Origin of the sequence: Streptomyces sp. NPDC057743 (genome assembly GCF_042798755.1) — a bacterium.
In the GTDB taxonomy this organism is placed as follows: Bacteria; Actinomycetota; Actinomycetes; order Streptomycetales; family Streptomycetaceae; genus Streptomyces.
On the sequence record NZ_JBHVJX010000004.1, the window covers coordinates 203,528 to 223,220 of the forward strand.

Consider the following 19,693-nt stretch of genomic DNA (forward strand, 5'->3'; position numbering starts at 1 on the left):
CGCCGATGCATCGTGGCAGGGTGGTCGACTGGGCGAACCGCCTGGTCAGCCACCCTCCATGCGTGAGCGATGCGTGAGCGGACGGCGTGGCAGAGCTCGTCCGGCGCTGGACCTCGTGTCAGGGAATGTGTCTCTGACCAGGAAAAACCGGACTGCGGTGGACCAAGTAGCAGCGTCGATCATGAAACCGCCGGGACTTTTAATCCGCTGGCCTCAGAAGTTTCCCGAAAGCAGTGAACACGGGACCACGGAGCTCCTGTTCACGTCGTTGCTTCACCCTCGGCACCCGCGTACGGGTGGACGCTCCGTCCCTCGTTGAACGGGGTGAACCAGTCCCTGATCCCCATCGGTGCGATGCCGAGGTGAGCGACATCGGGGTCCTCGTCGATGCCGTCGGCGGCCGGCTGGTAGAGCCATTCGTGGTCGAAATCCTCGTAGACCTCGTGGGCGAAGGCTTCCCAAGCGGCTTTGACCCCGTCGTCCAAGAGACCGTAGGTGTCGAGGGTCACCTCGGCCTCGGCCAGGAGCAGCTTGAGGATGAGTTCCTCGGCGACGCAGCTCAGGTGCTCGAAGTCCGGGCGCGTGAGGCGGGCGGTGAGGTCGACGGCCTGGACGAGGAGGCGGCGCGCGAAGTTGGCCGTGTAGTGGACGGCGAACTGTGCCGGGAGCTGGTCGAGTAGCCAGAGCGGATCGTCGCACTCGGCGACGTTGTCGTGCTCCTCAGCGAGCGTTTCCGCGTCGTCGAACAGCTGGTCCACCAGGATGTCGATCGCGTACACCAGCGCGCCGGCGGCGAGCTCCGCGTCCGCACGTTCGACGTAGGGCTCCTCAACGTCATCGTCTTCGTCGTCATCGGAGCGGTAGCCGAAGGACTCCAGCCCGAATGACTGGAGCCGGGGCGCAAGTGCCCGTACCTTGCCCCGCATCGCCTCCACCTCTTCGGCACTGAGGCCAGCGAACTCAGCAGAGGCCGCCTCGGCGTGCCGGGCCGCGCGTTCCGCGGGGTCGACAGGCGGGGCGTCCGGACCCTCGGCGGCATCAAGGCTCTGCTGAGCCAGCTCGGGATGCAGCTCGACCTCGCACTTCTCGATCCGCCACTCGGAGAGGAGCTCGGAGCGCTCCAGCAGCTCACCGACGACCTCGCGGACGGCGTCCTCGGCAAACTCCAGGGCGGGGGCATCCACGAAGATCGCCAGCAAGGCACCACCGGGGTAGACGCCGACGGAGGAATCCAGCAACTCGACTTCCATGCCGTCGGGTCCCTCGATGGCCTCGACCGATCCGAGCCCCTTCTCGAAGAGGGAGCCAACTCCCTCACGCTGTAAGGGATCCAACTCGGGTGTGCCCTCAGGGAGGACGGTGTCCACGCTCACTACATATGTCACAGGATCATGGTGCCTCAGCGGCACCTTCGCACGGAGGGGGTTCCGTCCCCTTCGGCACCTACGGGCGCTCCGCGAGCTCGCCCTTCGCACCAGCAATCCCGCGGGTACGCAGCCAGCTTCGCCCAGCGCCGATGGCCTCGTGCGCGGCCCGCACCACGTCACAAGGAGCAGAATGGCGACCTCCTCAAGGCACCGTGCCACTCGCGTGCCAGACAGAGCGGTAAATCATGGTCAACAAGAGCCAGTTCTGCCCTTGAGGCGCGCACCGAGTCAGGGCGTTTCCCCAGTTCAGCAAGATATCCGGCGGCAAAGGCCCCCTGATTCCCAAGCTCAGAGCGCGGGTTCGATTCCCGTCACCCGCTCCAAGCGAAAGCCCCAGGTCGGCGACCTGGGGCTTAGTTATTGTCTAGACCATTTTTGGGCCGCGCGCCAGTTGCGTGCCACAAGGGGCCGATTAACGCACCGAGTTGACGCCCGCAAGGCCCCGCCGAGCGATCCGATTGATCGTCATCTCGAATCCCGAGACGCATTTTTTATGGCCTGCGTCACGTTGCACTGGGCGGCCTGCAACGATGCAGCCGCGAACTCCCTTGTGTAGCTGGGTTTTTGACTGAGCCAGTGAGCGAACGAGCTGGCCCCGGGGGAGGGTTGGAGGTGACATGCAGGGGAAGCGGAGCTCTCTTACCCCCGGGGCTTTCGCGGGAAGTGGTACGTGAAGTTGAACTGGCGGCCTCGCGTGATCTCCTGTTGCGCAGCCCTCCATTTCCGTGATCACGATCCATGGCGGGCTTCGATTCTCGCCCGTGCCCAAACTCCGGGCTGGCCAGGCCACAACGCGCAGCTTGGGGTGCCCCTGGTGAGCGTGAGGCCCTGGCATACGACGAGGTGCTAGCGGAGCGGGTCAAAGAACGGTTGGAGCCCGAGGGCGTGACCACGAAGAAGATGTTCGGCGGACTCACCTTCCCCCCGAACGGCAACGCGTTGGCGAACCTGTGTGAAAAGGGTCTGATGGCACGCGTCGGGCCCGACGGAATGGATGAGGCTCTGTCCCGTCCCGGCACCAAGCAGCTGGTGTTCAGGGGCAAGAGCAGACGGGCTGGGTAGTCCTGGCGGAGGGCACCCTCGACGATGACGTTCTGGATGAGTGGCTGAAGTGGGCCATGGAGGTCACCGCGGAGCTTCCGCCCAAGAAGTGAGCCTGCCTGCCCGACCGCCTGCGGTGCCAGGGCCGGTGCTCACTGGCCCCGGCGCCGTTCCGGTTGAGGGCTCGGGCGGCGCGCAGCAGGCGGTCGCCCAACTGTTCCAGGTGCCCGGCGAGTTCGGGGCTGCCCTCAATGCTCTCGTCGGGGCCGAGGAGCTGTTCGGCGATGCGGCGGAGATTGTCGGCGGCGAGGTCGAGGGTGCTGGTGTGGTCGTCGAGGCGCTCGGCGACGTATGCGGCCTCGTTACGGGCGGGCATCCTGCAGGGGAGGACGCGGGTGGCGAGGCACTGTCAAATCCTGTGGACTGACCAGACAGCCCAATGGCCGTTCGATCAAGCAAGAGGCTTGCGGTAACGGACGTACTCGTTCTGCCGTCGTAGAACCGGTGCGGATTTGCCGTGCCCGTGAACAGTCGGGCGGTCGTTGCACCTTGCTGGCGAAGGCTCCGCAGACCGTCCAGCAGCAGGACCCGGCCGATTCCGAGGCGTCGCTGTCCCGTTCGGACACTCAACTCTTCTACCTCGCCCACGGTGTGGTTGTGACGGCGGATGGAGCAGAGGGCGACGCCGACCATTGTTCTGCCCGTTCCAGGCAGCCCTCCAGCACACCGGGTCGGCGGTGTCGCGAAGTTTTGGAAAGGCCATCGCTGAGTGAAACCGGTGTCCGCATACGAATCAACGACCGTTCTCCAGGCTGCACGGCAGTGGCGTGTCCCGATCGGCCCTGTCCGTATCCCGGCTGGCAGTTCACTGCCCGGCTCGGGCACCTGCCGCAGATCGCCCAGCTCCAGCTCGACCAGGCTGAAGACACGTCGGTAGCCGGCTGCGCGCAGAAGTGCCGTGGCGTCCCGCTCGGAGGCCATGGCGTTCGCGCCGATCACTGCCGTCCGCGCCGTTCCATGCTGTTTGACGAGCTGTGGCCCTGGCGTTCAGCAACACTCCGGAGGTGTTTGACCGCGTCGGCCCGCAGTTGTTCGGGGTGTTCCCGCTGATCGTGATGTTCATGGTCGCCTCCGTCACCACGCACGCTCCGCGAGCGCGTGACCGGCATCCTGGAGCGGCTGCTGGCCACACCGCTGCACAGGGTCGAGCTGCTGGCGGGGTATCTGCTCGACTTCGGGGCGCTGGCAGCGGTGCAGCACCTGCCCGCCCTCGTTCTGCCGCAGTTCCTGCTGTGCGGGTTGTTCGCTCCCCTTGCAATGATGCTCGCGCCGCTGGGGTTTGTGGCCCGGGCTATGCCGATGACCTACGCCGTCGACGCCGGTGTCCGTGCCGCCCGCCAGGCACACCCGTCCGTCGCGCTGACGGGCAACCTTAGACGGCGAGGACGAGGAACCTGGCTACCGCCGGGCAGCGGAGCCGTCCGGTGGGTTCGTTGGCGCGGCCCAGGATCTGGTGTTGCCAAGGGTTCGGAGACGGGCTGTTGAGGGCCGTCCGTCGGCGAGGAAGACCACCCCATCCGCGTACGGGGTGGCGACCGGGTCGTGGGTGACCTCGCTGCAGCGAACGCACCGATCGACGTCGTATGCCTTCAGTACTCGTGGCCGGGCGGCCGTCGCCGTGTCGTGGAATTCGTCGTCATCTGCCCTGTTGCGAACCCGGTCGGGTGTGGAGGGCCTGACAGAGCCACGGGGGCCGGAGGAGTGGGGGTAGGGACGCGGCCTCGTGCTTTCCGGGTGCTTTCCGGGCCTCGGAGGTCACGCGATCGCCGCGGGCGCTGGCGCATCCGGCCGGCTTGCCCGCACGGTGGAGGTGCGAAGAGATCCGGTGCGGTGCATCGGCACATCACTGATGGGCGGACGGGAACTGTGGCGGACAAGGCAGCCATGACGACGGCCGATGACGGGGCGACGGCCCGGGAGGCCCTGACCTGTCTGGTGACCGGAGCCAGCGGCTACGTCGGTGGCCGGCTGGTGCCGGAGTTGCTGGGCGCCGGTCACCGGGTGCGCTGCCTGGTCCGCTCCCCTGACAAGCTGCGTGACCATCCGTGGTCCGGCCGGGTGGAGATCGTCCCGGGCGACGTGACCGACGCCGGGGCGGTGGCGCGGGCGATGGACGGTGTGGACGTGGCCTACTACCTGGTGCACGCGCTGGGCAGCGGGCGCGGCTTCGAGCGTACCGACCGCGCCGCTGCCCAGGTTTTCGGCGAGCAGGCCCGGCAGGCCGGTGTGCGCCGCCTGATCTACCTCGGCGGGCTCCATCCCGCGGGAGTCCCGGAGTCCCGTCTCTCTCCGCACCTGCGCTCCCGTGCCGAGGTCGGCCGTATCCTGCTGGACTCGGGCGTGCCGACCGCCGTCCTGCGCGCCGCCGTGATCATCGGCTCTGGTTCGGCCAGTTTCGAGATGCTGCGCTACCTCACGGAGCGGCTGCCGGTGATGATCACTCCGCGCTGGGTGCGCACCCGCATCCAGCCGATCGCCGTGCGGGACGTGCTGCGCATCCTGGTGGGCTGCGCCGGTCTGCCCCCCGACGTCAACCGCACCTTCGACGTCGGCGGTCCGGAGGTGCTCACCTACCGGGACATGATGCGGCGCTACGCCGCTGTGGCCGGCCTGCCTCGGCGGTTGATCCTGTCCGTGCCCGTCCTCACCCCCGGCCTCTCCAGCCACTGGGTGGGCCTGGTGACGCCGGTGCCGGCCTCGATCGCCCGCCCGCTGACGGAGTCCCTGCGCCACGAGGTGGTCTGCCGGGAGAACGACATCGAACGGTACGTACCCAGCCCGCCCGGTCACCCGCTCGGCTTCGACCGCGCCGTCTCCCTGGCGCTGCAGCGCGTCCGCGACGCACAGGTCACCACCCGCTGGTCATCGGCCTCTGTGCCGGGCGCGCCCAGCGACCCGTTGCCCACCGACCCGGACTGGGCGGGCGGCAGCCTCTACACCGACGTGCGCGAACGCGAAGCCGAGGTCACGCCGGAGGCGCTGTGGGGCGTCATCGAGGGCATCGGCGGGGAGAACGGCTGGTACTCCCTTCCGCTGGCCTGGGCAGTGCGCGGTTGGCTCGACCGTCTCGTGGGCGGTGTGGGGCTGCGCCGGGGCCGGCGTGACGCGCGCCGGCTGAGGGTCGGCGACTCGCTGGACTTCTGGCGGGTGGAGGAGATCGAGCGCGGCCGACTTCTGCGACTGCGCGCCGAGATGCGGCTTCCCGGGTTGGCGTGGCTGGAGATGCGGGTGGACGGCGACGGGCCCGTCCACTACCGGCAGCGGGCGGTGTTCCATCCCCGCGGACTCCTCGGCCAGCTGTACTGGTGGGGCGTCTCACCGTTCCACGCGGTCGTCTTCGGCGGTATGGCCCGCAACATCGTCCGCGCCGCGGCCCGAGTCCAGCAGGAGCGCGCGCGATCCTCGGTGACGGCCGCGGCCGACGGGTCCTGCGGCACGGACAGTGCCCCCCTCACCGGACCTCCCGAACCACCGGAGAGAAGCTGAAACCCATGCCCGCCTCGGTCGTCCTCTTCACCTGCGACCTGCGTCTGCATGACCACCCGCGAGGGGTACGTGAGCAGACGTTTTCGGCGCACTGTGGGCGGCGTGACGACTCCCGCAGTCGTGCGGAGCATGCCCCAGCGGCAGTTCCGCACGGACCGGAATCCCCCAACGCTCCTCGCACAGGGTTTGCGACAACCCTTCTCCCCGGCAATCCACGGCCCCCAGCCGGCCCCGAACATCCGAGTCGACCTCACGCACGGCCCGTATCGAGCGACACCGCAGCCGCCCGCGAGCCGTCGTGCCACTTCCGTGCCAGATGGTGCGGTAAACAGCGGTCAGCAAGGGCCGAAGAATCGATCGAGCGCACCTCCTCAGCAGCGGCGTCTCCGCAGGTCAGGATGGCGCCAGGCCCCCGAAGGCCCCCTGATTCCCAAGCTCAGAGCGCGGGTTCGATTCCCGTCACCCGCTCCACAGCGAAGGCCCAGGTCGGAGACCTGGGCCTTGCTTGTTGCCTGGACCATTTTCCGGCGGCGTGCCATTCGCGTGCCACAAGAAGCTGATTAACGCGGGGAATTGGACATCAGCGCGCCCCAACCAGGGCCCGCCTGCAACGGTGCATCCGCGCACCATGCTGGCCTCGCCGCACTTAGCCGACAACGAAGGCCAGGCCGCCCCCGCCGCCCCGGCCACCGGCTGCAAGCCCTGACTTACGCCGGCATGGGCTCTCCCAGGGTCCCGCGCAGGACCGTGCCCGCGGCCGGCGATGTTTCGACTGCCTGCCTCGCTGGCCTGAACGCGTCGCTCATGACTCGTCGAACTCGCTTCGGATGATGTCGGTTTGGGGCCGGTGGGTGCGCCCCGGCGTCACGCCCGGGACCCTGCGGTTGTCCAGGACGGCCCGTGAGTGTGATCTGCGGATCCAGCGATCAAGGGCCGAAGCGCAGATTCAATTTCAGGGAACCGCATCTCCGGGCAGCGCCGGTCACCGCCCCAGAGCCACATGCTCCCCAAGTCCCCAGCGCAGTGGGCACGTTGGCCGTCCGAGGAAGGGCGGGGGCGAGACGTTCGCCGCCCGCGAGCCGAGAAAGATCACAACGGTGATGCGATCAAGTGCCCCATTTATGACGTTTGCGGGGATTCTGGGGCGGCAGTCGATCGGCCGTCGAAGCGGTTTCCCGGCGTTGCGTCGATTGGGGAAATCAGGCGAGCGGCGTCAGCATGGGACCCCTCGCCTCCGGCCCTCGCTGGGCCACCGTGCGGGCTGTCCCCCCTCACCGCCCCGGAAGGATCACATGCGAGTCCGTGCCCTCCGTGACCTGGCCGCACTCCCGTACGCGCACCACCTTGAACCCTTCACCGGCGAGCTCGAACAGGCCGGCGCCTACGAATGGCTGCACTTCGACGGCTCCGCCTTCCCTGACGCGGAAGCCGGCAGTTCCCTCTTCAGTCAGTCGGCGTTCTCCTCGGCCACCTTCGACCGCGGTCGCCTGCGGCGCTCCCGTTTTGACGAGGTGTGGCTGCACACCGTCCGCATGGTCGGCACCCGTCTCGCCGAGAGCACCTGGCTGGACAGCGAGTGCATCGCCAGCGTCTTCGCCGGCACCGAGATCCATGGCAGCGAGATGCGCCGCATCGTCTTCCACCAGTGCAAGTTCGACTCGGTCAACCTGCGCGCGACCTCGCTCAAGGATGTCGTCTTCGTCGACTGCCTGCTGCGTGACGTGGACTTCGGCGGGGCGCAGCTGACCGACGTGAGCTTCCCCGGCTCGACCCTGGACCGGGCACGGTTCGACCGGGCCACACTGACCCGGGTGGACCTGCGCGAGGCCACCGCGCTGGGCATCGCCTCCGGGATCGGTGCCCTGAGCGGCGCGACGATCAGCACGGCCCAACTGTTCGACCTGGCGCCCGTCCTGGCGCAGCACATCGGCCTCACCGTGAAAGACCACTGACAGCACCACCAGGGCCACTGCCGACGGCGCCCGCGTCACCATCACGGCTCCGGATTGCTGTGCGGCCGAGCCCCGCCGCTTTCCACGAGGCGGGCTCAGCCGTCGTGCTTTCCCATGCGTCCGCCCTCGGCAGGCCGCGGGCGCGGGAGTCAGTCGCGCCAGTAGTTGTTGGCGGCGGCGATGGTCTGGAACTCGATCGCGACGACCCGCGCGGCGTCGATGAGACTGTCCGGGGTGGAGGAGTAGTTGGGGCGGCCTCCTTTGAGGATGTCCAGGTCAGGCTGGATGTTGTGGATGGTGTGCCGGGCCAGCGTGAGCGCGAGGGCGCGGCCTTCTTCCGGGTTCTTGGTCATCAGGGAACCGCCGGGAACCAGGACCATGTCGTCGTCGGATACTCGGTTCATGCCGCCCAGTGTCACTGGCCGATCGGGCACTGCTCCGGTTCGACACAGGCCAACCACACCCTCGGTGTCCCACGGCACCGAGGGGCAGAAATGCCCCATGCCGCGGTGCCCGCACACAGTGCACTGCCACGGGGCAACCGGCTTTCCCGAAAGCGCGTTGCTCTTCGCATGGCAGAGAGCCACCGGGTCACGGAAGCGAGCCAGGGCCGCAACTGGCGAACAAGGCCGCCATCGTCGCTCGCGTGCATGCGGTAGGCGGTCGGCGTGCCAGGCATCGTCGAGCGCATGACCAGTGTCGCTGACGCGCCATAAGGACACCTTTGAACTCCGCCTGCAGCGGCTTTTGTTAACGAATCAAATGCTTTAGAGGTGATTTGGTATGCGAATCGAAGGTATGCAAGCCTATGTCGGCCGGAATTCTTCATTCCGGATATTGGTTTGCCGCTGCCTGTGCCGGCCCCGTGAGGCTTCGCACCGTCAGGTGCAGCGCGCCAAGTGGCCGGCAACCGGGGTCCGGTGACCGGCAGAAGGTCTTCCAACAGACAGGGGATGTGGTCCAGTGCGAATCCGGGACGGCCATGTGGTGTCCGTGCGGAGCGAGATCGACGAGCTCTGGCAGCGCCGGGACGAGGCAACGCTGCACTCGGCAGAGGCCGTTGCCGCGGTCGACTCGGCGATCGACCTGCTGGACCGGGGGCACGTGCGGGTGGCCGAGTTGGTGGACGGGGAGGTCATCGTCCACGAGTGGTTGAAGCGCGCGATTCAGCTGCTGTACAAGCAGGCGAAGCCCGGCGTCACGCGGTTCGGTCCGTTCGAGTGCGCCGACAAGATCCCGTTGAAGTCCGCGATCGAGAGCTCGGGTGTGCAGGTTTCGCCCGGTGCGGTCATCCGCCGGGGCAGTTACCAGGAGCCGGGCGTGGTGGTGATGCCCAGTCACATCGGGATCGGGTCCTACGTCGGCGAGGGCACGCTGGTCGACTCCTGGGTGGGGATCGGGTCCTGTGCCCAGGTGGGCAGAAATGTGCACCTGTCGGGCGGAGTTGGTCTCGGCGGAATGATCGAGCCGCCCATGGCCAAGCCGGTGGTGATCGAGGACGACGCGTTCATCGGCGCCCGGGCGATGGTCTACAGCGGAGCCCGGGTCGGCGAGGGTGCGCTGCTGGGCGCCGGTGCGCTGCTGACCGACACCATTCCGGTGATCGATGCAGCCACCGGCGAGGAGCTCAGCCGGGGTGAGGTTCCGCCATGGACCGTGGCCGTTCCGGCCAGCCGACCGCGGGAGTTCGACGGCGGCACCTTCGGTCTGCCGTGCCTGCTGGTGATCAAGCGCCTGAAGAAGGGCCAGCGCCATGACAAGGCCAAGCTCAATGACGCGGTGCGTGCCCAGCCGCTGACGCTCTGACGGCTCTCGTCCCCACCCCCATCAGGCTTCGCCCTGGGCCTCCACCAGGCGATCAACTACCCAGCACTTCCCAGGAGTTCCGACCCGTGCGCGCCACCGGCATCACCCCGATCCTCAACCGTCACCCCGAGCTCGCGGAGCTGACGTCGAGAATCACGGCCTTCCTCGACACCCATCTGCCCGCACCAGTGTGCGAGGGGGAACAGCGGCCGGACTGGCTCGCGTTGCGCGAGCAGGCGGCACAGGCGGGGCTCACCGGGTTCGACGTCGAACGGCAGGAGCTGGGACGGGTGGCCCAGGGGACGGCCATGTTCCTCGCCGGACAGCGAGACTGCGATGCACGCGAGGTGTTCAGCAGCGGGCACGCCGCCATGGCGCTGCGCTACGGTGCGCCGGATCTCGTCCAGCGTACGCAGGAACTCGCCCTCTCCCAGGGGAGGTTGGCTGGTGTGGCGTCCAGTGAACCCCAGTCCGGATCGGATCTGCGTGGCTTTCGGACCGTTCTGATCGACCACGGCGACCACCTCGTGCTGTCGGGCACAAAGGGGCTGATCAGCCGGGTCGAGGAGGCATACGGATTCGTCGTCTTCGGCAAGCTCGTCGGTCGTGACGAGGCGGACACGGTCGACCTGCGCGAGGTCCCGCTGTCCGCGGTCTGGGTCCCCATGGACACCAAGGGCGTCCTGATCGAGACCACCGACCCGCTGGGCATGCGGGGATGGAGCTTCGGACACCTGCATTTCGTCGACGTCCGCCTGGACAGGTCCCTGCTGCTCGGCGCGCCCGGCGACGGCCGCCGGATCTTCGATACGCACTTCGCCGCCTGGCGGCTGATGATGTCCCTCGTCTGCCTGGGCGCCGCCTCGGCGGCGATCCAGGAGGCCGCCGACCGCACCCGCAGGCGCACGGTGGGCCGTACCCCGCTGGCCGCCATCCCGTCCGTCGCCGCCCGCCTTGGCACCGCCGCGTCCGAGGTCGAGGCCGCCACCGCCTGGTGCTTCGCGCTGCTGGAGCGGATAGACCAGGGCGAGATCGACACGGCCGCCTGCTCGGCCGCCAAGGCGCTGGCCACCGACGCCGCCTACCGCGCCGTGGACCTGGCCCTGCAGCTGCACGGCAGCGAGGGCTACACCCGGCGCACCCCGATGGAGAAGCGCCTGCGGGACATCCGCGGACTGCGGATCGCCGACGGCCCGAACGACACGCTCTACAGCGTCCTCGCGCACTCCCTGGTGACCGGCGATCAGCAACCGGCAGACCATCGACCGCTCGCCCGCCACTGACCGAGAGGCGCGCACATGCCCACCCCGGCACAGCCCTTCCGTACCGAAGTCGAGCAGATCCTCGACACCCTGGACGCCGCTCCCGGGCGAGTCGTCCTCACCCACCAGCACCGACGCATCACCGCCGGCGAACTGCGTGATCTCACCCACCGCTTGGCGTGGGAGCTGCGCGCACAGGGGGTCGATCGCGGCCAGACCGTCACCCTGCTCACCGGCAACCTGCCGGCGGCCATCGCCGTACGCTACGCCGCCGGTCTGCTCGGCTGTCGCCTGAACCAGCTCTACAACAAGCTGCCGACGAGCACCCAGGCCGTCATGGTCCGCGACGTCGAGACCCACACGCTCATCACCGATCCCGGCCACGCCGAACGCGCCGCCGACATCACCGCCCGGGCCCCGGTCGAGCGCCTCCTGGTACTCGGCACCGCACCCACGGGCGCGGACCTCCTGGCCCTCGCCGCCCGTCGGCCAGGCGCCCCCTTCCCCTGCCGGGCACGGCCTCAGGACATCCGCACCATCCGCCACTCCGGCGGCACCACCGGCCACTCCAAAGGGATCTGCATCAGCTACGGCCAGGCCCGGCCGTTCGGCCCCGACCTGCCCGTGGACCCCGGCGAGCCGCCGAGGCTGCTGGTGTGCACCACCCTCGCGCACGCCGCCGGCCTGATGGCGGACAAGACCCTGCGTCACGGCGGCAGCGTCGTCCTGCACGACGACTTCGACCCGGCAACCGTTCTCGCCGCCGTGGAACGCGAGCGCATCACCGACGTGTTCCTGATGCCGCCGCTCCTCTACCAGCTCATCGACCACCCGCACGCCCGGCGCGCGGACACCTCCAGCCTGCGCCGAGTGACCTACGGAGGCTGCCAAGCCTCCCCCACCCGACTCGCGGACGCCGTACGACGCCTGGGCCCGGTCCTGGTCCAGCTCTACGGCCAACACGAGACCGGGATCGTCACCGCCCTGGACACCCAGGACCATGACCCGGCCCGCCCTGAGCGACTGCGCTCGGTCGGCAAGGCGCTGCCCGGCTGCGAAGTGGCCATTCGGGACACGGCCGGCCGAAGCCTGCCGACCGGACAGGCCGGCGAGGTGTGCGTGCGCTCCGACACCCTGATGCAGGGCTACTGGAAGCTGCCCGAACTGACCGCCGCGGTGCTCCGCGACGGCTGGCTGCACACCGGTGACATCGGCTACCTGGACGAAGACGGCTATCTGACGATCGTCGACCGCCTGAAGGACATGATCAACACCGGCGCCGGCCACGTCTACACCTCCGAGGTGGAGGAGGTGCTCAACTCCCACCCCCACGTACGGCAGAGCGCCGTCTTCGGCGTCCCCGACACCGACGGCATCGAGCGCGTGCACGCCGTCGTCGTCCCTGCCCCCGGCACCCGGCCCGACACCGGCCCACTACGCACCTTGGTTCGCCAACAGTGCGGCACCCTCCACGAACCCACCCGCATCACCCTGAGCGACACCCTGCCTCTGACCGACGCCGGCAAACCCGACAAGAAACTCCTGCGCCGGCAGGTGCGCGAACTCCCTTAGAGCCGACCCGACTTCGTCTCCGTTCTCAGCCCTCGGCCGGCACGCCAGCGCGACCAGAGCGCTGGCCCACCTCAGCCCTGTTGGCGCGCCGGGTTGGGGCGGCAGCCCTTCTTGAGCAACTCGATCACCTCGTAACCCGGACTACGAGGCGCGATCTTCGTAGCCTGCACAAGGCATTGAAGCAGTCTGCGATAACACGCCCTCAAACAGTCCTTCAGCCGGCGCTTCTCGTTGGCAGGAACTTCCGTACACCACGACCTTCCTGACACTCCCCGCCGTCGTCGCGCACAGGGTCCCTCCCCAACCAGGTTTCCAAGGAGCCCAGTTAGCCAGCCCGCCGAATGCGCACCACCACGTCCGTCGAGGAGACGGCGCTACCAGGGCCTGAGGTGGCCCGCTTCGAGACACAGCGGAAGAAAGCCCAGCTCGGGGGCGCAACCCCCAGGCTGGGCTTTCTTGTTGGCCGGGGTGGGTGGGGCTCGGTGTGCCGCGGTGGGTGGCAACTCGGGTGGTGGTGAGGGGTGTTGGGTGGGGCGGTGTCGGGGGTCAGACGGACTTGGTGACGCGTAGGAGTTGCCAGATGGCGGTGAGGCTGGCGCGGCCGTGGAAGGCGAGGTACTCGGGGAGCACCAGGTCGGGGCCCCATTTCTCCTTGTAGGAGAGCTGGCTGGCGGAGGGGTAGACCTTCTCGCCGCGCTCGGCCATCAGGCGCATGAAGCGCGTGGTCAGGCCGCTGGCGCCGGTGACCTCGTGGTCGGCCGACAGGCCGACGAACGGGGTGAAGCCGAAGTGCAGCCACTCGGCGCCCTCGGCCCGGAAGGTCTCCATGGCGTGCTGGTTGAGGGCCTCCATCACCCCGGGCGGGGCGGTCGCCCGGCGGCGGCTGAGGTCGTGCAACCAGCCGGGCCGCGCACCGTACGCCGGCGAGTAGGAGATGTAGCCGATCGCCGTGCCCTCCAGGCGTCCCAGGAGCAGCCGGCGGTGCGGCTGCGCCGGGCCGCCGCGCTCGCCGACCAGGAACTCGATCTCCTTGACGTGGCGGCCCTTGGAGCGCAGCCACTCGCGGTCGATGTCGGCGAGCTCCGCGGCGACCTCCTCGTGCTCCACCTCGGCCACCTCCAGACCGCTCCGCTTCGCCTTGGAGATCTTGTTGCGCAGCTTCATGAACTTGCTACCGCGCAGCGTGTGGTCGGGCAACCGCAACGCGTACGAGGAGCCGACCTGGTTCACGGTGAAGCCGCACCGGGCGTACAGCTCCGCGTCGGCGCGCTGGAGTTGGACGGCGACCACCCTGCGCCGGGCGGCACGGGCGAAGTCGAGGAAGGAGCGGAGCAGGGCCTCCTGCGCCTCCTCGGGGGCGAAGGCGCCGCCGAGTTGGATCAGATAGCGGCCGGCCGCGCGGTAGGCGATCACTCCGTCCACCGACGGGTCGGTGAAGTAGGCGTTGCCGTCATTGAGTGCGAGGAAGGCGCTGGGGTTGTCAGCGTGCGTCCGGAGGGCCGCGACCACTGACTCGCGGTCGATCCTCTGGTGGACCGTGGTCATCGGATCCCCCTGTCGTCGGGAAAGCGGCGGCGAACTCCCGGCCGATGGTGGCCGATTCCGCTCTCATCGGCCTGACACGTCGGTCTCAGGTCCGTCTCCGCGGTTTGTCAGGGCGTGCTGTGACAGTCGGGAGGCGAGGCACCGACCTCGGACATTTCTTCCCGACCCCCGCGGTCGGGGGCGGGAGAGCGGAGGATCTGCGTGAGCAGTGCCCGTACGACGCCCCGGGCGTCGCACCATGAGGACGCCGTCGGCGCTGTGGCGGGCGGCGGTCTGCTGACCTACACCTCGCTGGTCGACGGCAAGAGCGTGCCGAGCGACCAGTGGGTGTACGTGGTCGACTCGGACGCGCTGCTGAAGGACGCGTTCTCAAGCCTGACCCTGAAACGGAAACTGGAGAGCGGCCGGCTGGCCCCCGAGGAGGCGCCCGGGGACAGCATCGTCGGCCGGGTGGCGCGGGCCGATTCCGAGACCGTGGCGCAGGCCGTCGAGGCGGCGTCGCGCGCGAGCGTGGAGTGGAACGCGTTCCCGCTCGACGTGCGGCTGGACCAGTTCGGCGCCCTGCTGCACCGCCGGCTGGCCGAGCAGGCCGACCGCACCATCGAGATCCTGCTGCGCGAGGGCCACCCGTTGGAGCTGGCCCGGTGGCAGGTGTCCGGGGCGCTGGAGTGCTTCTCGCCCGAGTCGCTCGCCTTCTACCGCAGCCAGATGCTGCACGAGAGCCGGCACGGGGAGCGGCGGATCTCCGTGCGCCGGCGGCCGGACGGCGTGGTCTGCCTCAACCCCCCGCAGAACGCCCCGCTGTCGAGCGCCCTGCTCGGCGTCACGTCCCTGATGGCCGGCAACTCCCTGGTGGTCCGCGCCCCGCGCAGCGCTCCGTTGGGGGTGATGTACGTGCTGCACGAGGTGGTCGCCCCGGTCCTCGCCGAACTCGGCGCCCCCAGCGGCACGTTGAACGTGGTCTGCGGGGACCCGGCCCCGATGCTCTCGGCCTGGCTCGACAGTCCGCTCGTCGACGACATCATGTACTTCGGCAGCAGCGAGGCCGGCGTCCGCTTCCAGGAGCGCTGCGTGGCGGCGGGCAAGAAGCCGATCCTCGAACTCGCCGGCAACGACGCGGTGGTGGTCTGGAAGGACGCCGACCTGGAGTACGCCGCCGAGGCGCTGACCGAGAGCTTCTACGGCTCCGGGCAGTTGTGCATGATCCCCAATCAGGTCCTCGTCCACCCGGACGTCGTGGAGCCGCTGGTGGCGCTGCTGACCGAGAAGGCCGCGGGCGTCCGGGGCGGCTCGGTCCGGGAGGAGGGCGTGCTGCTCACCCCCGTGCTGCGCAACGAGAAGTTCTTCGCCGCCCTGGACGACGCCCTGGCCGGTGGCGCCGAACTGGTCTGCGGCGGCCACGCGATGCAGGACGACGGCACCCGCAACTCCTCGGGCATCTTCCTGGAGCCCACAGTGGTGCTGGTCCGGGGGTTGGCCGGGGCCCGGGAGATCCAGGCGGTGCGCCACGAGACGTTCTTCCCCCTGCTGCCGGTGATCGCCGCCGAGCCGGCCCCCGACGCCGTCCTGCTGGACCGGTTCGTGGAGTTCGTCAACAGCAACGCCTACGGGCTGCGCAACTCGGTGTGGGCCCGCGACCCGGAGGTGGTCGACCAGTTCGTCACCCGGATCACCAAGGGCGGCCTGCTGAAGGTCAACGACTCCCACATCGGCTTCCTGCCGGGCCTGCCCACGCACGGCGGCACCGGACTGACCGGCGGCGTGTACGGCGAGGCCAACTACCCCATCCTGCGCACCTCGCACATCCAGGGCGTGAGCGTCTCCGGGGGCGGCATCCGGCCCAGGGACGCCGTGTTCGGCGCCTGGCACGCGATGCGCGGGGCGCCCGCGGGGACGCCGGACGCCTGACAGCGCCATCGGCCGCGTCGCCGGCGGCCCGTCCCAACGGGCCACCGGCGACCGGCGGTGGCAGACGAGACAACTGACAGAGCAGAGAGAGACCATGCGCCCACTGGAAGCGGCACGTGCTGCTTGTGAATCCTTCCTGCCCGGCCTGCTCGACCGCCTCGCCGACGTTCCGCTGCCCCAGCTGGAGGCACCGGGCAGCCCGGCCCTCGGCCACTTCCGCGCCTGCGGCGGGCCCGCGCTGGTGATCCCCAAGGAGTACGGCGGGTTCGGCGCCGACCCGTTGGAGGCGATGGCGGTGACCCGGGCGCTGGCCGCCCGCGCGCCGTCCCTGGCCGTGGCGACCACCATGCACCACTTCTCGGTGGCCACCCTGTTCAGCCTGGCGGCCAGCGTGCGCAGCAGCGGCATGGAGTGGGCACTGCTCGAAGGGGTCGCGGAGCAACGGCTGTTGGTCGCCTCCGGCTTCGCCGAGGGGCGGCCCGGCCAGGGCATCCTGTCCCCGACCATGACGGCCCGGAAGGCCGAGGGCGGCTATCTGATCGACGGCGCCAAGAAGCCGTGCAGCCTGGCCCACTCCATGGACCTGCTCACCGCCAGCGCCGCCCTGCCCACCGACGACGGCGGCTCGCAGATGGCCGTGCTGCTGATCCCGCGGCAGACGGACGGGTTGACGGTGCACCCCTTCTGGGCGAGCCGGGCCCTGGCGGGCGCCGAGAGCGACGAGGTGCGGCTGACCGACGTCTTCGTGGACGAGCAGTTGCTGATGCCGAACACCGCGGACCCCGGTGAGCTGGACGACCTCCAGACCGTCGGCCTGATCTGGTTCGAACTGCTCATCTCCAGCTGCTACTTGGGCATGGTCAGCGCGCTGGTCGAGCGGGCCGTGGACGGGCGTCGGGGCACCGAGTCGGACCGGGCGCGGGCGCTGATCCGCCTGGAGACGGCGGCCCAGCTGCTGGAGGGCGTGGCCCGCCGGGTGCGGGACGGCGAGACCGGCAACGGGGCCCTCGCCCAGGCGCTGGCCGCCCGCTACGGCGCGCAGGACGCCCTGGGCGACGCCCGTGACCAGGCCGTGGAACTGCTCGGCGGCACGGCGTTCATGGGGTCCTCGGACGTCTCCGTGCTGGCCGCCGCCTCGCACGGCATCGGCTTCCACCCGCCGTCCCGCACCAGCTTCACCGGCCCCTACCTGGAGCACGTGGCGGGCGCACCGCTGCGGCTGGCCTGAGGAGACCCTCGTGACCGTCACCCCCAGCACCGACACCACCCCGGCGTCCCCGGCCCGTTCAGCGGCTCCCGGGCCCCGTCCCCTCCCCGGCCGTGAGGAACTCGGCCGGCTGTACCGCGCGCACATGAACCAGGGCCGGGCCACGCTCGGCGAGATGTTCGGCGGCCACGTCGAAGTGGAGTCGCAGGGCGCCTGGGTCACCACGGCCAGCGGGGACCGCTTCCTCAACTGCGGTGGCTACGGCGTCTTCCTGACCGGCGCCCGGCACCCCACGGTGATCCGGCACGTCACCGAGCAGTTGCACCACCACCCGATCGCCACCCGGCTCTTCCTGGAGCCGCAGGCCGCGCTGGCCGCCGAGGCGCTGACCGCCGCCGCCCCGCCCGGGCTCTGCCGCGTCCACTTCGCCGGCTCCGGCGCCGAGGCGGCCGAGACCGCGCTGAAGATGGCGCGCACCAAGGGCCGCCACCGCCTGGTCGCCACCGTGGGCGGCTACCACGGCAAGACGGCCGGCGCCCTCAGCCTCACCGGCAACGACGTCTTCCGCACCCCGTTCCAGCCGCTGCTGCCGGGGACCACGCATGTGCCGTTCGGCGACGCCGAGGCCCTGGAGGCGGTGCTCGCCGAGGCGCCCGGGGAGTCTTGCGTCTTCGTCGAGCCGGTGCAGGGCGAGGCCGGCGTGATCATCCCGCCGGACGGCTATCTGCGCGCGGTGCGGGACGCCTGCGACCGGCACGGCGCGCTCCTGGTGCTCGACGAGGTGCAGACCGGCCTCGGGCGGCTCGGCACCTGGTGGGGCGCGGACCGGGAGGGCGTCAGCCCCGACATCATGCTGGTCGGCAAGGGACTCAGCGGCGGCGTCGTGCCGGTGTCGGCGGTGCTGGCGACCCGCGAGGCGTTCTCCGTCTTCGACCGCGACCCGTACCTGCACACCTCCACCTTCTCCGGTGCCCCGCTCGCGATGGCCGCCGCCCGCGGGGCCCTCGCGGCGATCCAGGAGGACGACCTCGTCACGCGGGCCCGCGAACTCGGCGACGAACTGCTGCCGGAGCTGCGCCGGATCGCCGTGGGGCACTTCGGGGACGTCGTGCGCGAGGTGCGCGGCCGGGGACTCATGATCGGCATCGAGTTCGCCGAGCCGGGCCCCGCCGGGGACCTGCTGATCGAGCTGATCGCCAACGGGGTGATCGCCAACCACTCCCTCAACTCCCACTTCGTGCTCCGCCTCACGCCGCCCGCCGTCCTGGTCCGCAGCGATGTGGACTTCCTCTACGAGAGCTTCGACCGGGCGTGCCGTGCACAGGCGGACCGCTACCCATCCGCCGCAGGAGGCAGCAAAGACCATGCGTAACGCATCCGTAGTGCTCCGCATCGAGGGCATCGACCCCGAGACCGTCTTCGAGCGCATCCACGACTTCGCCCGCTACCCGGAATTCACCGACGTGGTCCGCAGCGTGACGGTGCATCAGGTGTCGGCGCAGGAGGAGACCAGCGACTGGGAGGTCTACTTCCGCAACGGCATCCTGCGCTGGACCGAGTCCGACCGCTTCGACCGGGCCGGCCTGGTCATCGCCTTCGAGCAGGTCGACGGCGACTTCGCCGAGTTCACCGGCAGCTGGCGGATCGGCACCGACGGGCCGGACAGCCTGGTCGACTTCTCCGCGGACTTCGACTTCGGCATCCCCAGCCTGGCCGGGATCCTGGACCCGGTGGCGCAGCGGGTCTTCAAGGAGACCATCACCCGGGTCGTCTTCGGCCTGTTCGAGGGCCGGGTGTCCGTGGTCGGCGACGACGCCGTGGCCCGGGCCGTCGCGGCGTCCGCCGCCCCCGTGCCGAGCGCCAGGGTGCTGGGCTGATGGACGCCAAGAACTTCTTCGAGACGCCCACCACCTCCCGGCTGGTCCGCGCCGAGTACGGGCTCGGTCTGGTGGTGGCCGCCGCCTTCTTCTTCGCCCACCTCGACGAGGTCCGCTGGCTGCCGGCGATCGGGCTCTTCGTCTACATCGACCTGATCGGGTACCTGCCCGGCGCCTTCGCCTACCACCGCAGCCCCGACAAGCAAGTCTCCAGGGTCTACTACGTCCTCTACAACGTGATGCACAGCCTGGTCACCCAGGGCCTGGTGGTCCTCGCCTGGATCTGGCTGTTCGGCGCCGAGTGGGCGCTGCTGACCGTGTTGATCCATCTCTTCGGTGACCGCGCCCTGTTCGGCAACTTCCTCAAGCCGTTCGGTGTGCGCTTCGAGCCCGAGGCACACCCGGCGTACGCCGCCTTCCGCGAGCGCTACGAGCGGCCCGAGGCGCCCTCGTCCCTTGGCGCGGCGGCCGGGGTGCCCGCCGCCCGCCACTGACCGCGCAAGCCGCCGCCCGCGCTCCCACCAGGGTCCGCACGGGCCGGCCGTACGAC

General features: G+C 69.8%; 15 protein-coding genes and 1 pseudogene. 11 read left to right on the top strand and 5 right to left on the bottom strand.

The window, feature by feature from the left end; translation table 11 throughout:
• Positions 1-260: 260 nt before the first annotated feature.
• The 3 genes and pseudogenes from ACFVFQ_RS06200 to ACFVFQ_RS06210 form a co-directional block, all read right to left on the bottom strand.
• Positions 261-1,367, bottom strand: coding sequence for a hypothetical protein (locus tag ACFVFQ_RS06200; RefSeq protein ID WP_383409489.1), 1,107 nt, complete (start codon positions 1,365-1,367; stop codon positions 261-263).
• A 1,093-nt stretch (positions 1,368-2,460) separates the two neighbouring features.
• On the bottom strand, positions 2,461-2,844 hold the full coding sequence (locus tag ACFVFQ_RS06205) for a hypothetical protein (RefSeq protein WP_383409492.1): 384 nt from the start codon (positions 2,842-2,844) through the stop codon (positions 2,461-2,463).
• Positions 2,845-2,919: 75 nt separating this feature from the next.
• Positions 2,920-3,503, bottom strand: a pseudogene (locus tag ACFVFQ_RS06210) (GNAT family N-acetyltransferase); the annotation flags it as partial.
• Between the two features lie 123 nt (positions 3,504-3,626).
• On the opposite strand from ACFVFQ_RS06210, the gene ACFVFQ_RS06215 reads away from it, so the two are divergent.
• From ACFVFQ_RS06215 to ACFVFQ_RS06225, 3 genes are all read left to right on the top strand, one after another.
• Positions 3,627-4,013: a hypothetical protein gene (locus ACFVFQ_RS06215; protein ID WP_383409495.1), complete on the top strand. Its 387-nt coding sequence runs from the start codon at positions 3,627-3,629 to the stop codon at positions 4,011-4,013.
• 399 nt (positions 4,014-4,412) lie between these two features.
• A complete protein-coding gene (locus ACFVFQ_RS06220) occupies positions 4,413-6,014 on the top strand; it encodes an SDR family oxidoreductase (RefSeq protein ID WP_383409498.1) in 1,602 nt (533 codons plus the stop codon).
• A gap of 1,292 nt (positions 6,015-7,306) precedes the next feature.
• Positions 7,307-7,966, top strand: a complete 660-nt coding sequence (locus ACFVFQ_RS06225) for a pentapeptide repeat-containing protein (protein WP_383409501.1) — start codon at positions 7,307-7,309, stop codon at positions 7,964-7,966.
• A 149-nt stretch (positions 7,967-8,115) separates the two neighbouring features.
• On the opposite strand, the gene ACFVFQ_RS06230 is transcribed toward ACFVFQ_RS06225, so the two are convergent.
• Complete coding sequence (locus ACFVFQ_RS06230; protein WP_383409504.1) at positions 8,116-8,370, bottom strand: hexameric tyrosine-coordinated heme protein; 255 nt, start codon at positions 8,368-8,370, stop codon at positions 8,116-8,118.
• Positions 8,371-8,929: 559 nt separating this feature from the next.
• On the opposite strand from ACFVFQ_RS06230, the gene ACFVFQ_RS06235 reads away from it, so the two are divergent.
• From ACFVFQ_RS06235 to ACFVFQ_RS06245, 3 genes are all read left to right on the top strand, one after another.
• Positions 8,930-9,772, top strand: a complete 843-nt coding sequence (locus ACFVFQ_RS06235; protein WP_383409506.1) for a 2,3,4,5-tetrahydropyridine-2,6-dicarboxylate N-succinyltransferase — start codon at positions 8,930-8,932, stop codon at positions 9,770-9,772.
• Positions 9,773-9,858: 86 nt separating this feature from the next.
• Positions 9,859-11,055, top strand: coding sequence for an acyl-CoA dehydrogenase family protein (locus ACFVFQ_RS06240; RefSeq protein ID WP_383409509.1), 1,197 nt, complete (start codon positions 9,859-9,861; stop codon positions 11,053-11,055).
• 15 nt (positions 11,056-11,070) lie between these two features.
• The gene (locus ACFVFQ_RS06245; RefSeq protein WP_383409513.1) at positions 11,071-12,606 is read left to right on the top strand and encodes an AMP-binding protein; all 1,536 of its coding nucleotides are present in this window, start codon (positions 11,071-11,073) and stop codon (positions 12,604-12,606) included.
• Positions 12,607-13,152: 546 nt separating this feature from the next.
• On the opposite strand, the gene ACFVFQ_RS06250 is transcribed toward ACFVFQ_RS06245, so the two are convergent.
• Positions 13,153-14,151, bottom strand: coding sequence for a bifunctional lysylphosphatidylglycerol flippase/synthetase MprF (locus tag ACFVFQ_RS06250; protein ID WP_383409518.1), 999 nt, complete (start codon positions 14,149-14,151; stop codon positions 13,153-13,155).
• A 201-nt stretch (positions 14,152-14,352) separates the two neighbouring features.
• Between ACFVFQ_RS06250 and ACFVFQ_RS06255 the strand changes: the two genes are divergently transcribed.
• The 5 genes from ACFVFQ_RS06255 to ACFVFQ_RS06275 all read left to right on the top strand — a co-directional run bounded on the left by ACFVFQ_RS06255 (position 14,353) and on the right by ACFVFQ_RS06275 (position 19,637).
• Positions 14,353-16,059, top strand: coding sequence for an aldehyde dehydrogenase family protein (locus ACFVFQ_RS06255; protein WP_383409525.1), 1,707 nt, complete (start codon positions 14,353-14,355; stop codon positions 16,057-16,059).
• Between the two features lie 94 nt (positions 16,060-16,153).
• On the top strand, positions 16,154-17,287 hold the full coding sequence (locus tag ACFVFQ_RS06260; RefSeq protein ID WP_383409527.1) for an acyl-CoA dehydrogenase family protein: 1,134 nt from the start codon (positions 16,154-16,156) through the stop codon (positions 17,285-17,287).
• A gap of 124 nt (positions 17,288-17,411) precedes the next feature.
• Positions 17,412-18,638 (top strand): aspartate aminotransferase family protein, encoded by a 1,227-nt coding sequence (locus ACFVFQ_RS06265; protein WP_383409875.1) that lies wholly within the window; start codon positions 17,412-17,414, stop codon positions 18,636-18,638.
• On the top strand, positions 18,631-19,143 hold the full coding sequence (locus ACFVFQ_RS06270) for a type II toxin-antitoxin system RatA family toxin (RefSeq protein WP_383409531.1): 513 nt from the start codon (positions 18,631-18,633) through the stop codon (positions 19,141-19,143). Before ACFVFQ_RS06265 ends, ACFVFQ_RS06270 begins: the two co-directional genes overlap by 8 nt.
• Positions 19,143-19,637, top strand: coding sequence for a hypothetical protein (locus tag ACFVFQ_RS06275; protein ID WP_383409534.1), 495 nt, complete (start codon positions 19,143-19,145; stop codon positions 19,635-19,637). Before ACFVFQ_RS06270 ends, ACFVFQ_RS06275 begins: the two co-directional genes overlap by 1 nt.
• Positions 19,638-19,693 lie beyond the last annotated feature (56 nt).